Source organism: Streptomyces sp. TRM64462 (assembly GCF_013362995.1).
GTDB lineage: Bacteria > Actinomycetota > Actinomycetes > Streptomycetales > Streptomycetaceae > Streptomyces.
Window position 1 is genome coordinate 13,554 of the sequence record NZ_JABWDV010000273.1, and the last position, 13,731, is coordinate 27,284.

Here is a 13,731-nt window from a genome sequence, read left to right on the forward strand (position 1 = left end):
GTCAGTACGCCGGCGGCGGCGGGTCCTGGGGGCCAGGGGCCTGCCCCCGAGGGGTGCTCGGTCCCCGGCCCGAGAGGACCTCGCCGTACGCCTGCATCAGGTCCGGGAGCCGCAGGGTCGCCAGATCCTCACGGGTCGGCGTCCCCGTGTACCCCGACAGCCGCAGATCCCGGTACGCGCACGACTTCTCGTACAGCGTCCGCAGGAACCGCCCGTTGCCCAGCTCGTCGATCCACCCCTGGTCCACCACATGCCCGCTGATCGACCGCAGCTCGTCGAGCGACTCCTCGTCCCACAGGTCCCCGTTCGCCGCCGCCAGCACCTTCCCGATCGCGGTCAGCTCCAGCGGCCGGTACGAGGGGAAGTCGACCCGCGTCGTGAAGCGCGACGACAGCCCGGGGTTCGCGGCCAGCAGCCGGTCCATGCCCTCCGGGTAGCCGGCGAGGATCACCACCAGGTGGTCGCGGTTGTCCTCGGCACGCTTCAGCAGCACCTGCAGCGCCTCGTCGCCGTACGCGTCGCCCTTGCTGTAGCCCGAGTTGGACAGCGAGTACGCCTCGTCGACGAACAGCACCCCGCCCAGCGCCGAGTCGATCAGCTCGTTGGCCTTCACCGCCGTCTGGCCCAGGAACTCACCGACCAGGTCGGCCCGCTGCGCCTCCACCAGATGGTCGCCGCCCAGCAGCCCCAGCGCGTAGAACACCCGCCCGAGAATCCGCGCCACCGTGGTCTTCCCGGTGCCGGAGGGACCGGAGAAGACAAAGTGACGTTTCGGCGGCTGCACCGGAAGGCCCTGGCCCGCCCGCAGCCGGGCCATTTCCAGCTGCGCCGACAGTGCCTTCACCTGACGCTTCACGGGTTCGAGCCCGACCATCCGCTCCAGCTCCGACATCGCGTCCGCGAGCAGCTCCGGATCGGTGGGGCTCGCCGGGAACGGCGGCGGCTCCGCCTGCCCCGGCACGGTCGCCGCGGCCTTCTCGCGCGCCCCGCCGGGCGGTACGGGCGCGGCCGGCCCACCGGACGCGCCGCCACCGCCCCCCGGTACGCCGCCGCCCCCGCCTCCGAGGCCGGACGGTGCCTGCGGTGGGTCCGCCCCCGGAACGGCCATGCCGTCCTGCCCGTCCGCCCCCGCGTCCCGCACATCCGTGCCGGCACCGGCGCCCGCCCCGGCCAGCGACACCGCCGCCAGGTCGCCGACCTCGTCGGGTGAGCCCTCGAACCCGTCGTACTCGGCGATCGTCGCCAGCCGCGCCGCGGTGTCCATGAACGCCGGGTCCACCCGGTGCACCGCCCGGTACAGCGGCAGCGCCGCGGCCGTGCGCCCCGTGCCCTCGTGCGCCCGGGCCAGCCAGTAGCGCAGCTCCTTGCGCTGCGGCTGCTCGCTGCGGCACCGCATGAGCGCCGACGACAGCAGCGGCTCGGCCTGCCCGTACATCTCCAGGCGCACCCGCGCCATGCCGCCGAACAGCCCCGCCTCGATGCCGAGCAGCGGGTCGTCGACGAGCGGCTCGGTGTGCCGCACGAGCTGCTCCCAGTCCTTCACCAGATACGCCCGGCAGGCGTGCAGGAACCGCACCTGCGGGTCGGTGTCCACGGGCGGCAGTCCCGCCAGCGCCCGGTCGAGCTCCGGAACGTGCCGGCCGTCCAGCCAGTGCGAGGCGTGCGCCAGCAGCAGATCGCGCGGGGTCTCCAGCACCGGCTGCACCCACCAGCCCAGCCAGTACCAGGAGTTCAGCGTCCGCCGGTGCCGCGCCCGCTGCTCCCCGAACCGGTCCCGGTGGTGGTACATCCGGAGCAGTGCCGTGGTGGTGTCGACGCGCAGCGCGTGCAGCCCGAGCCAGGCGTCGGCCATGCCCGGGTCGATCCGCGCCGCCGTCCGGAACTCCTCCTCCGCCTGCGGATACGCGCCCATGGTGTAGGCGTCCACGCCGCGCAGCCAGGCGAGGTCGGCCGGGGGCTGCGTGCCCTGCGTGCCGAAGTCCATCGGGTCCCCCACAAACCGTGTCCCCGTAGCCGCCGGGCGGACGCCCGCCGGAAGCCTTCCCAATCGCCTTCTCTTGGACGGGTTTTGACCGCACCGGGGGGCATCGTACCTGCGCAGGGGGCGTGCGACTAAGGGCGCACCGAGCGCTCCGGGGGCGTCCGCGGGGGCGGGCGCGACGGTGACCCAGGGTGAGCGTGGAGGGGGATGAGGGGCCCGGAGAGAGGGCCGGGGGCAGAACGAAGCCCCCGATCACGGGGGAACAACCGGGGGCTTCGCATCTGCGGGCGACTCCGAAAAGCCGCACATTGAGAACGTAAGACCTGTACGGCTCGTCGGTCAAGCGAAGTTGAGGCACTCTGGACGGCCGATTTCCGACTGCTCAGTACGGCGGCATATCACCGTCACGATCCGTGATGATCCGGCTTCGGATCCGGAGCGGGAAGGCGCCCCGGCAGCCACTCGTACCCCTCCCGGCACTCCCGTACCAGCATGTCGGCGAACGGCCGCGAGGGGTCGCCGGCGAAATGGCGGGTCTCCGCCACTGTCCATCCGTCCCAGAAGGCGGATTGCGCAGGTCCGTCCCGGTGCCGTCCCCTGCTCCAGGACTCCTCGGGGCCGCGGTCCATCCACAGCAGACGGGCCAGGTGGGGGCGGAGCGCGCGGCGCCCGGCGCCCACGCCCTCGATCAGGACGACGGGTGCGGGCGGCAGCCGCCGGGGCGGGCCGAAGCGCCGCAGATTCCAGTCGTACGGGTGATACTCCGCCACCTCGCCACGGGTCAGCGGCTCCAGGATCCGGCGGCGCAGCCGGTCCGTCCAGGCGAACAGCTCCTCGTGAGTGGCGACGTCGTCGAGGTGCAGCACCGGCGCCCCGCCGAGCGCCTCCGCGAGCCGGCCGGCGAACGTGGACTTGCCCGAACCCGCGTGCCCGTCGACGGCCACCAGCCGCACCTGCCCGCAGGACGGCGGCAGCCCCCGCAGCCCGTCCGCGAACGCGCCCAGGCGCAGCGTGCGCGGGGCGGCCTGCGCGCGCGTCGGCCGGGCGGGGGAGGGGGCGGGCATGCCGTCACCCTACAGAGGCCACCAGGGGCGACGCGGGGCGGAATGCCTGGCCAAGCCCGAACAGGCCCGCGATAGTGGGCCCCGCGCCGACATCCTTCCGTGATCGACTCGTGCGGTCCGCAGCCGCCCGTTCCCGACTGGGGGTTCCGTATGACCCGTTCCACGCCCGGCAGCCCGACGCCCGGCAGCCCCACGCCCGGCCCGATGCCCGGCAGCCCCACGCCCGGCCCGATGCCCGGCATCCCGACGCCCGCCGGCCCAGGGCCCGCCAGCTCCGCGCCGTGCCCCGCCTCCCGCAGAAGCGTGATCGCCGCCGCCCTGGCGGCCGCAGGCACCGCCGCCGTCGCCTCCACGGCACCGGCCGCCGCGGCTCCACCCAGCACCAGCACCAGCACCACCACCACCACCACGCCGCCCGCGGACGCGGCCGCCGGCCGGGAGCCCGCGCAGTCCGCGCAGTCCGCCACGGCACGCGTCGAGAACCGCTTCTGGACGTCCTTCACCGACTGGCGCTCCGGCACCGCCCACGGCGTACGCGCGGTCGGCGGCCGCCGACCCGGACTGGTCCTCGCCGCCCCGGCAGGCCGCACCGACTACACCGACCCGCACACCGGCCGTACCGCCGCCTGGGACTACGCGACCTGGACCTCGCCCCGGCACACCTGCGCCGTCCCGGCCACCGAGCTGATCCCGTCCTGGAACGCCCACACGCCCGCCGGCACCTGGATCGGCGTCGAGCTGTCCTGCCGCTACTCGGACGGCACCGACACCCCCTGGTACGTCATGGGCCGCTGGACCTCCGGCGACGGGGACGGCGACATCCGGCGCACCTCCGTCGACGGCCAGACCGACGGCAGGAGCAGCGTCTGGACCGACACCCTCGCCGTCAAGGACCCCGCGAGCGGCCTGCGCATCACCTCGTACCGCCTCCGCCTCACCCTCTACCGCGCCCCCGGCAGCGGGCGCACGCCCACCGTGTGGCGGCTCGGCGCCATGGCGTCGGACATCCCGGACCGCTTCACCGTCCCGGCCTCCGTGCCGCGCGTGGCCCGCGAGCTGGCGGTGCCGCGCTACTCGCAGAACACGCACATCGGCCAGTACCCCGAGTACGACAACGGGGGAGAGGCGTGGTGCAGCCCCACGTCCTCCCAGATGATCATCGAGTACTGGGGCCGCCGCCCCACCCCCGAGGACCTCGCCTGGGTGAACCCGGACTACGCCGACCCGCAGGTCTGCCACGCCGCCCGCTTCACCTACGACCACCAGTACGAGGGCTGCGGCAACTGGCCCTTCAACGCGGCCTACGCGGCCACGTACGACGACCTGAACGGCGTCGTCACCCGCCTCCACTCGCTCGACGACCTGGAGACCCTGATCGCGGCGGGCATCCCCGCGATCACCTCCCAGTCGTTCCTGGAGGAGGAGCTCACCGGCGCCGGCTACGGCACCGCCGGACACCTGATGACCGTCATCGGCTTCACGGCGGAGGGCGACGTCATCGCCAACGACCCGGCGTCCCCGTCCAACCAGGCCGTACGCCGCGTCTACAAGCGCCGCGAGTGGGAGACCATCTGGCTGCGCACCAAACGCCACAACGCCGCCGGCAAGGTCGTCTCCGGCACCGGCGGTGTCTGCTACCTGTACTGGCCGGCCCACCCGACCCCCGCCCAGCGCCGCGCCCTGGCGGCCGTCGGCATCTGCTGAGCCGCCCGGGGCCCCGGGGAAGCGGCGTGGACGTGAGCAACGTCTCTCCCCCGGAGGCCCCGTGCGCTGGCATGGTGGAGGGCCCCGGGGGGCTCGGGGGACATGGGGACCGTCACCGCCGTACGAACCGGAGCCAGAAGCCATGACCGCAGCCGCCGCCACCGTCACCGCCCCCGCACGTGCCCGTTCCCGCACGGGAGGCCCGAAGGACGACGGCCCCGGGCTGCTGGAGCACGCCCTGGGATGGGTTCTCGTCATTGCCTTCGCCGTGCTGGTCACCCGCCTCGGCCTGCTCTGACCGGCTCCGCGCCGGCCTCCGCACGCACGAAGTGAACGAGCGTTATCGACGGGAGCCACCCGATCGGGCATACTCGTGCCGCCACAGCCGCTGATCTGCCGTTTCCGTGATCCGGACGGGCAGCATCGGCGCTGCAGTGAGACCCGGCGGCGCCGCCCTCATCCCCTCGCGCGCGACCGCCGCAGCGCCCGATCAGGGAGGAGAGCCGCCCCATGTCCGACCGCGCCCCGCAGCCGGTGGAACGTCAGCTGCCCACCGAGGAGTCCAGGGACCTCATCGCGCTCGTGCGCGACATCGTCCAGGGGGAGGTCGCTCCCCGGGCCGCCGAGGAGGAGGACGCCGGGCACTTCCCCCGCGACGTCTTCAGGGTCCTCTCCGAGGCGGGCCTGCTCGGCCTGCCGTACGACGCCGGACTCGGCGGCGGCGACCAGCCGTACGAGGTGTACCTCCAGGTCCTGGAGGAGCTCGCCGCGGCCCGCCTCACCGTCGGCCTCGGCGTCAGCGTCCACAGCCTGGCCTGCCACGGCCTCGCCGGTTACGGCACGAAGGAGCAGCAGGCCGAGCACCTGCCCGCCATGCTGGGCGGCGGCCTCCTCGGCGGCTACTGCCTGTCCGAACCCGCCTCCGGCTCCGACGCCGCTTCGCTCCGTACGAAGGCGGTGCGCGACGGCGACGACTGGGTCATCACGGGTACGAAGGCGTGGATCACGCACGGCGGGATCGCCGACTTCTACACGGTCATGGCCCGTACGGGCGGCGAGGGTCCGCGCGGCATCACCGCGTTCCTGGTGCCCGGCGACGCCGAGGGGCTGTCCGCCGCGGCGCCCGAGAAGAAGATGGGCATGAAGGGCTCGCCCACCGCGCAGCTCCACTTCGACGGAGTCCGCGTCCCCGACGCCCGCCGGATCGGCGAGGAGGGCCAGGGCTTCACGATCGCCCTGTCGGCGCTGGACTCGGGCCGGCTCGGCATCGCCGCGTGCGCCATCGGCGTCGCCCAGGCCGCCCTCGACGAGGCGGTCTCCTACGCGCGGGAACGGCGGCAGTTCGGCCGCCCCATCGCGGACTTCCAGGGGCTGCGGTTCATGCTCGCGGACATGGCCACCCAGATCGAGGCCGGCCGCTCCCTATACCTCACGGCCGCGCGGCTGCGCGACGCCGGACAGCCGTTCTCGCGGCAGGCGGCGATGGCCAAGCTGTTCTGCACGGACGCGGCGATGAAGGTCACCACGGACGCGGTCCAGGTGCTCGGCGGCTACGGCTACACCGCCGACTTCCCGGTCGAGCGCTACATGCGCGAGGCGAAGGTGCTGCAGATCGTCGAGGGCACGAACCAGATCCAGCGGGTGGTCATCGCCCGTCACCTCGCCGGGCCCGAGAGCCGCTGACGTCCCCGGGCTGCGCCCACACGGGCGCCGCCGTGAGCCGGGTCCACTCCTGGTCGCGGCGGCCCGGGAGGGTCCGCCCGCAGTTCGCCCAGTGGCGCAGCAGCGCCCGGTAGATGGGGGGATCGGCCGCCTGGGGAACCGATTCTCCGTAGCCCGGACCGGAGCCGGGAACCACCAGCCGGCCCCGGACGTAGCCGCTCGTCGAGTACAGGGAAGTCATACTCAGGGCAACGGGCACCGGCGCCGCCGGGTCACCGCCGGCGGCAATAGGCCGCCAGTTCGCGCGCTCCCCTCCACGCGCCTCCCGCGACGCACCGAGCGCCCCGGGACACACCTGAAACCGCCCCGTGCGCAGCCGCGCACCGGGGCGGTCCGTTCCTGTCGTACCGGTCTGGTGGGGGTCAGGCCGCCCGGCGCATCCGGGGAGCCCGCGACGCCGGCGAGAGCTGCGACGGCTGCGACGCCTGAGCCGTCTGAGCCGTCTGCGACGCCTGCGGCGAGGTCGCGCGGCGCATCCACGGCACCTTGATCGGCCGCGAGCCGGGACCGCCCACGTGCGAGAACGGCTGCGTCCGCCAGTCGAAGCCCTGAGGGAGCGTCACCAGCAGGCCCATCTCCTGCTCCTGCGGCTCCGACGCCTCGTCAGCGGCCCGGGCGTCCGAGGCCGGCCGCCCGGACCCGGTGCACACCGACAGGACGAACGGGTTCCACGGCGTCGGGCACAGGGCGTGCTCCGGAAGGACGTCCTCGTCCGCGAGCAGCGCGATGGGCTGCGCGCAGTCCGGGCACATGACCCGGAACATCTCGAACGTGTCGTAGGCGTCGAGCTCTTCGGTCTCGACCGAATCAACAGGCTCCTGCATGGAGAATCTCCCCCTCAGGCGGGCCGACCAGGCATGCGGCCCCGACCACAGCAAGGATTTCCCTCCCCGCTCGGCAGGTAACCGTCCGGTCTCGAACCTCGGTGACCATGAACGTGTGGCGTTCGTCACATGCCGCTCGCAGGTGCCGGTCCCGCACTCCGCCGACTGTGCCGGAAGGGGCCCGGGGCAATAGGTTGACCGCATGGAGGAGCTGGATCGTCAGATCGTCGAGTTGCTCGTCAAGGACGGGCGCATGAGCTACACGGACCTGGGCAAGGCCACCGGCCTGTCCACCTCGGCCGTGCACCAGCGCGTCCGCCGGCTCGAACAGCGCGGCGTCATCCGCGGCTACGCCGCCGTCGTCGACCCCGAAGCGGTCGGGCTGCCCCTGACCGCGTTCATCTCGGTCAAACCGTTCGACCCCAGCGCCCCCGACGACATCGCGGACCGGCTCGCCGACATCCCCGAGATCGAGGCCTGCCACAGCGTCGCCGGCGACGAGAACTACATCCTCAAGGTGCGCGTCGCCACGCCCCTGGAACTGGAGAACCTCCTGACCCGGATCCGCTCGAAGTCCGGTGTCTCCACGCGTACGACGGTCGTCCTCTCCACCCCGTACGAGGCCAGACCGCCGCGCGTCTGAGCCCGGGCACCGCCCCTCGTCCGCGGGCGTCCCGGCGCTGTCTACGCTGGTCACCATGACCGAGCGCGAACACCGGACCGTGCTGCTGCGCGGTGGAGACGTCCACAGCCCCGCCGACCCCTTCGCCACCGCGATGGTGGTCGAGCGCGGCCATGTCGCCTGGGTGGGTTCCGAAGGCGCCGCCGACGCCTTCGCCACGGGCGTGGACGAGGTGATCGACCTCGAAGGTGCCCTGGTGACGCCCGCGTTCACCGACGCGCATGTGCACACCACCGCCACCGGCCTCGCCCTCACCGGCCTGGACCTGTCGGCCGCCCGCACGCTGGGCGACGCCCTCGTCCTCGTACGGGACTTCGCCGCCGCCCGCCCCGGCGACCGGGTCCTCCTCGGCCACGGCTGGGACGCCACGCGCTGGCCCGAGCAGCGGCCCCCGTCCCGTACCGAACTCGACGAGGCCACCGGCGGACGCCCCCTGTACCTGCCGCGCGTCGACGTCCACTCGGCGATCGTGACCACCGCCCTCCTCGACCTCTGCCCCGGCGTCACCGGCCTCGCCGGCTACCGGCCCGACGCGCCGCTCACCGGCGACGCCCACCACGCCGTGCGCGCAGCCGCCCACGCCGCCGTCACCCCGGCCCAGCGCGCCGAGGCCCAGCGCGCCGCCCTGCGCCACGCGGCGTCCCTCGGCATCGGCACCGTCCACGAGTGCGGCGGCCCCGCCATCTCCGACGAGGACGACTTCACGTCCCTCCTCGACCTGGCCCGCGAGGAGCCCGGGCCGCGCGTCGTCGGCTACTGGGCCGAGCACGTCACCGGGGAGAAGGACGCCCGCCGCATCCGCGAACTCGGCGCGATCGGCGCCGCCGGCGACCTCTTCGCCGACGGCTCCCTCGGCTCCCACACCGCCTGCCTCCACGAGCCCTACGCCGACGCCCCGCACACCGGCACCGCCCACCTCGACGCGGCCGCCGTCGCCGCCCACGTCACCGCCTGCACCGAGGCCGGCATCCAGGCAGGCTTCCACGCCATCGGCGACGCCGCCGTGACCACCGTCGTCGACGGTGTCCGCGCGGCCGTGGAGACGCTCGGCCCGGCCCGGATCCGCGCCGCGCGCCACCGCGTCGAGCACGCCGAGATGCTCACGCCCGAGACCATCGCCGCGTTCGCGGAACTCGGCCTGACCGCCTCCGTCCAGCCCGCCTTCGACGCGGCCTGGGGCGGCGACGACGGCATGTACGCCCAGCGCCTCGGCCCCGACCGGGCCCGCGCCCTCAACCCGTACGCGGCCCTCCTGCGGGCCGGCGTGCCCCTGGCGTTCGGCTCGGACAGCCCCGTCACCCCGCTCGACCCGTGGGGCACCGTGCGGGCCGCCGCCTTCCACCGCACTCCCGAGCACCGCATCTCCGTACGGGCCGGCTTCACCGCCCACACCCGCGGCGGCTGGCGGGCCGCAGGCCGGGACGACGCCGGGGTCCTCGTACCGGGCGCTCCCGCCGACTACGCGGTCTGGCGCACCGGTGACCTGGTCGTGCAGGCCCCCGACGACCGGGTCGCCCGCTGGTCGACCGACCCCCGCTCCGGGACGCCGGGCCTGCCCGACCTGACCCCGGGCGCCCCGCTGCCGGTGTGCCTCCGGACGGTGGTCGCCGGCCACACGGTGTTCGTCCGACCGAACGAGTGACATGGGGACGCCCCGGAGGATGAGCCCGTCGCGGGCCCGCTGCGCCGCGGCTTCCGCCGCGACCTGCGGATCTTCCTCGCTGACCTGGCCGTTCGTCCAATCGCCGCAGGTGGGGCGGGTGTTGACAGACAGCGGTCGGCGGCGGGTAGGTTCGGCCGGGTCCACCGAGGACGCCCCACCGGCAGAGCCTGCCCGCAGCCGCCGAGCGCCGCTGGATCGTGGGGTGGTGTGCCGCACCGGCGCACCACCACTGGGAGCCAGGTTCAGTGCCCGCGCCGCGCGGCGGGGGACGGCGGCTCCGGCAGGGAGTCCCCCCTGACCGCCCCACGAGGGCACGGGGGAGGGTGCGACCCGGGTGGGGCCCGGACGTTCAGTAGACAACGGCTCTCGGACGACCCGCAGCCAGCGGGCCCCAAGGTCGGCCCGAAGGACGCCGGGCCCCCAGGACGGCCCCGTCACGTACCCGCGGCCTCGCTATGGTGGGGTCCTGCGCACAGGACGTAAGGGGCAGAAGTGAACGACGGCGGTCAGGGGCAGCGACGGTACGGCCCGCTCGGCAACGCCTTGGTGATCATCCCGACCTACAACGAGGCGGAGAACATCAAGCCGATCGTCGCCCGGGTACGGGAGTCCGTGCCGGACGCGGACATTCTCGTCGCGGACGACAACAGCCCGGACGGCACCGGCAAGCTCGCCGACGAGCTGGCCGCCGATGACACGCACGTGCACGTTCTGCACCGCACCGGCAAGGAGGGCCTCGGCGCCGCCTACCTCGCGGGCTTCCGCTGGGGCATCGAGCACGGCTACGGCGTCCTCGTCGAGATGGACGCCGACGGCTCCCACCGGCCCGAGGAGCTGCCCCGGCTGCTCACCGCCCTGAAGAGCGCCGACCTGGTGCTCGGCTCCCGCTGGGTGCCCGGCGGGCGGATCGTCAACTGGCCGAAGTCCCGCGAGTTCCTGTCCCGGGGCGCCAGCGTCTACTCACGGCTGCTGCTCGGCGTACCGATCCGTGACGTCACCGGGGGCTTCCGGGCGTTCCGCAAGGAGACCCTGGAGGGCCTGGGCCTGGAGGACGTGGCGTCGCAGGGGTACTGCTTCCAGATCGACCTGGCCCGGCGTGCCGTCGAGACCGGCTTCCATGTGGTCGAGGTGCCGATCACGTTCGTGGAGCGGGAGCACGGCGACTCGAAGATGAGCCGGGACATCGTGGTCGAGGCGCTGTGGCGGGTCACCGCGTGGGGCGTCGGCACCCGGGCGGGCCGCCTGCTGGGCCGCAAGCGGCTCTAGGCACCGGTCTTACGCCGTCGGTCTTACGCCGTTCTGTCGCCGCCCCAGGCACACTGGGGGCATGACGACCGGTGCACCCACTCCTCTCGCCCGTAGGCGCTCCCGCGCCCGCACCCTCGCCCCTCTCGGCATCGCCGCGTGGCTGGTGCTGGAGATCTGGCTGCTGACCCTCGTGGCCGGCCAGGCCGGCGGCCTCGCCGTCGTGGCCCTGCTGCTCGGCACGGGGGTGCTCGGCGCCGCCGTGATCAAGCGGGCCGGGCGGCGTGCGTTCACCACACTGACGGAGACGCTGCAGCGGCAGCAGGCCGCCGCGGCGGGTGCCGGCGCCGCCGGGTCCCCGGCGGCCGGCCGGGGCAGCGAGAGCAACGGTCTGCTGATGCTGGGCGGGCTGCTGCTGATGCTGCCGGGCCTGGCCTCGGACGCTGTGGGCCTGCTCCTGCTGGTGCCGCCCCTGCGGACGGCGCTCGGCGGGTACGTGGAGCGGAGCCTGGACCGCAGGATGCGGGCGGCCGCGCCCGGCTCGTTCGGCGACGCGTTCCAGCAGGCCCGCATACACCGCCCGGACGGCAAGGTCGTCCCCGGCGAGGTCGTCCGCGAGGACACCCCGGCGGAGCCGCGCCCGGACGAGGGCCCGCGTCCGCCCCTGACCCCGTGACCCGGTGACCCCGTGACGTGACGCGTCCGCACGGGAAAGCCGCGGGGCGCGGTACGCATCAGTCGCGTACCGCGCCCCGCGGCTTGTGCTGTGACCCGTGCTACCCGGTCACGCGGACTTCCTGCTGTCGCGCGGATGCACCGCGATGTTCATGGCGCCGGAGCGCAGGACCGCCAGCCGCTCGGCCAGCACTTCCTCGAGCTCCTCGCGGGTGCGCCGCTCCATGAGCATGTCCCAGTGCGTACGCGCAGGCTTCGCCTTCTTCTCCTCGGGGCCGTCCCCGTCCACCAGGAGCGCCTGGCTTCCGCAGACCTTGCACTCCCACTCCGGCGGGATCTCCGCCTCGACCGAGAAGGGCATCTCAAAACGATGCCCCTTCTCGCATGCGTACTCCACCGCCTGGCGCGGGGCCAGATCGATGCCGCGGTCGGTCTCGTAGCTGGTCACCACGAGGCGCGTGCCGCGAAGAGCTCGCTCACTCATGAATCGTGCCTCCCGGGCTTGTCGCCCACAGGACAGGTGTCGCTGTCGTCGTCATCCGGTCAACGTCCGGTCGGCGGTAAAGATTCCCGATGTGGGTTATGCGTCGCCCGTCGTGCCGCCCCTTTTTGTACCCACCAGTGCCCGGTTTGTCACATCTGACAGCAGATGTCACCCAGCGTTTTCGTCATCTGACCACGCAGTAACGGTCCTCCTGGCAGGCCAAAGGCGTACACTACCGGCCTTTCGCTTCGCCGTCTAAATCAGGTCCGGATTCGGGAGCTCCGCGATCGAAGTCGATCAGATCCGATCGGGTACGGGATTACCTGCGGCCGCCACCGCCCGCCGTGCGGGCACACGTGCGAGCAGTACGAACCCCAGCGCGAAGAACACCACCAGAGACACGATGGCGTCCCGATAACTTCCGGTCATCTGGTACGCCAGCCCGAACGCCAGCGGCCCGAGCCAGCTCAGTCCCCGGTCGCTCATCTCGTAGGCCGAGAAGTACTCCGCCTCCTTGCCGCGCGGCACCAGATGCGAGAACAGCGACCGCGACAGCGCCTGACTGCCTCCCAGCACCAGCCCGATCGCCGCCGCCAGCGCGTAGAACCACACGGGCGCCCCCGCCGGCAGGAAGTACCCGGCCACCAGGATCAGCGTCCAGACCGCCAGCGAGCCCAGGATCGTCCGCTTCGCCCCGTACGACCGGGCGAGCCGCCCCATGCCCAGCGCGCCCGCCACCGCCAGGACCTGCACCAGCAGCACCGCCGTGATGAGCGTGGTCTGCTCCAGGCCCAGCTCCTCGGAGCCGTAGATCGACGCCTGCGAGATCACCGTCTGCACACCGTCGTTGTAGACCAGGTACGCGAGGAGGAACGAGAGCGTCAGCGGGTGGCGCCGCATGTCCCGCAGCGTCGACAGCAGTTGCCGCCAGCCCGACCCGACCGCACCCGCGCCCGTGCCGGTTTCGCTCGTCGGCGTCACCCGGCGGTCCCGCAGCCGCCGCAGCGGTACGAGCGTGAAGGCGCCCCACCACACGCCCGCCGACGCCAGACAGATCCGCACCGCGTCGGACTCCGACAGACCGAACGACGCGTGCCCGCTGTACAGCACCAGGTTCAGGACGAGGACGAACGCCCCCGAGGTATAGCCGAACGCCCAGCCCCGCGACGAGACGGCGTCGCGCTCGTCGGCTTTGGCGATCTGCGGCAGATAGGCGTTGTACAGCACCATCGACACCGCCAGCGAGGCGTTCGCCACGATCAGCAGCAGCGCGCCCAGCAGATAGCGGTCGCCGTCCAGGAAGAACATCCCGGCCGTCGCGCCCGCCCCCAGGTACGCGGCCGCGGCCAGCAGCGGCTTCTTCCGCCCCGTACGGTCCGCCGCCGCGCCCACCAGTGGCATCACCAGGACCGCCACGACGATCGACACGGACACCGCGTACGCGAAGACCGACCCCGCCCGGATCGGCACGCCCAGCGGGTGCACGAAGCCGTCCGCGTCCGCCGCCGCCTTCGCGACCGACGTCAGATACGGCCCGAGGAACACGGTCAGCACGCTCGTCGAGTAGACCGAGCACGCGAAGTCGTAGAAGTACCAGCCGCGTTGCTGGTGCCGCCGCGCGGCGGCGGAGTCCGGGGCGTCCGGTCTGTCCGGTTCGCGGTCGGTGGTCTCGGCGGTCACACGCGCC

At 73.4% G+C, this 13,731-nt stretch carries 11 protein-coding genes and 1 pseudogene; 7 read left to right on the top strand and 5 right to left on the bottom strand.

Going from position 1 to position 13,731, the window contains the following annotated elements; genetic code table 11:
* Position 1 precedes the first annotated feature (1 nt).
* On the bottom strand, positions 2-1,984 hold the full coding sequence (locus HTZ82_RS12815) for an AAA family ATPase (protein WP_175409476.1): 1,983 nt from the start codon (positions 1,982-1,984) through the stop codon (positions 2-4).
* Positions 1,985-2,385: 401 nt separating this feature from the next.
* Positions 2,386-3,045 carry a uridine kinase gene (locus HTZ82_RS12820; RefSeq protein WP_254711814.1) on the bottom strand — a complete coding sequence of 220 codons (660 nt, stop codon included), beginning with the start codon at positions 3,043-3,045 and terminating at the stop codon, positions 2,386-2,388.
* 231 nt (positions 3,046-3,276) lie between these two features.
* On the opposite strand from HTZ82_RS12820, the gene HTZ82_RS12825 reads away from it, so the two are divergent.
* The 3 genes from HTZ82_RS12825 (at position 3,277) to HTZ82_RS12835 (ending at position 6,432) form a co-directional block, all read left to right on the top strand.
* Positions 3,277-4,749, top strand: a complete 1,473-nt coding sequence (locus tag HTZ82_RS12825; protein WP_175409499.1) for a peptidase C39 family protein — start codon at positions 3,277-3,279, stop codon at positions 4,747-4,749.
* Positions 4,750-4,891: 142 nt separating this feature from the next.
* Complete coding sequence (locus tag HTZ82_RS12830; RefSeq protein ID WP_175409477.1) at positions 4,892-5,047, top strand: SCO1431 family membrane protein; 156 nt, start codon at positions 4,892-4,894, stop codon at positions 5,045-5,047.
* Between the two features lie 212 nt (positions 5,048-5,259).
* A complete protein-coding gene (locus HTZ82_RS12835; RefSeq protein WP_175409478.1) occupies positions 5,260-6,432 on the top strand; it encodes an acyl-CoA dehydrogenase family protein in 1,173 nt (390 codons plus the stop codon).
* A 506-nt stretch (positions 6,433-6,938) separates the two neighbouring features.
* On the opposite strand, the pseudogene HTZ82_RS12840 reads toward HTZ82_RS12835, so the two are convergent.
* Positions 6,939-7,295, bottom strand: a pseudogene (locus HTZ82_RS12840) (hypothetical protein); the annotation flags it as partial.
* Positions 7,296-7,497: 202 nt separating this feature from the next.
* Between HTZ82_RS12840 and HTZ82_RS12845 the strand changes: the two are divergent.
* The 4 genes from HTZ82_RS12845 (at position 7,498) to fxsA (ending at position 11,561) form a co-directional block, all read left to right on the top strand.
* Positions 7,498-7,938 (top strand): Lrp/AsnC family transcriptional regulator, encoded by a 441-nt coding sequence (locus HTZ82_RS12845; protein WP_175409479.1) that lies wholly within the window; start codon positions 7,498-7,500, stop codon positions 7,936-7,938.
* 55 nt (positions 7,939-7,993) lie between these two features.
* Positions 7,994-9,619 (top strand): amidohydrolase, encoded by a 1,626-nt coding sequence (locus tag HTZ82_RS12850; protein WP_175409480.1) that lies wholly within the window; start codon positions 7,994-7,996, stop codon positions 9,617-9,619.
* 513 nt (positions 9,620-10,132) lie between these two features.
* Entirely contained in the window at positions 10,133-10,906 is a 774-nt protein-coding gene (locus HTZ82_RS12855; protein WP_175409481.1) for a polyprenol monophosphomannose synthase, read from the top strand.
* A gap of 61 nt (positions 10,907-10,967) precedes the next feature.
* Positions 10,968-11,561 carry an FxsA family membrane protein gene (fxsA, locus tag HTZ82_RS12860; RefSeq protein WP_175409482.1) on the top strand — a complete coding sequence of 198 codons (594 nt, stop codon included), beginning with the start codon at positions 10,968-10,970 and terminating at the stop codon, positions 11,559-11,561.
* 108 nt (positions 11,562-11,669) lie between these two features.
* Here the strand turns inward: fxsA and HTZ82_RS12865 are convergent, their stop codons facing one another.
* Both HTZ82_RS12865 and HTZ82_RS12870 read right to left on the bottom strand, forming a co-directional pair.
* Positions 11,670-12,044, bottom strand: a complete 375-nt coding sequence (locus tag HTZ82_RS12865) for an RNA polymerase-binding protein RbpA (RefSeq protein WP_010468770.1) — start codon at positions 12,042-12,044, stop codon at positions 11,670-11,672.
* 297 nt (positions 12,045-12,341) lie between these two features.
* Positions 12,342-13,724 (bottom strand): MFS transporter, encoded by a 1,383-nt coding sequence (locus tag HTZ82_RS12870; RefSeq protein WP_175409483.1) that lies wholly within the window; start codon positions 13,722-13,724, stop codon positions 12,342-12,344.
* Positions 13,725-13,731: the final 7 nt, after the last annotated feature.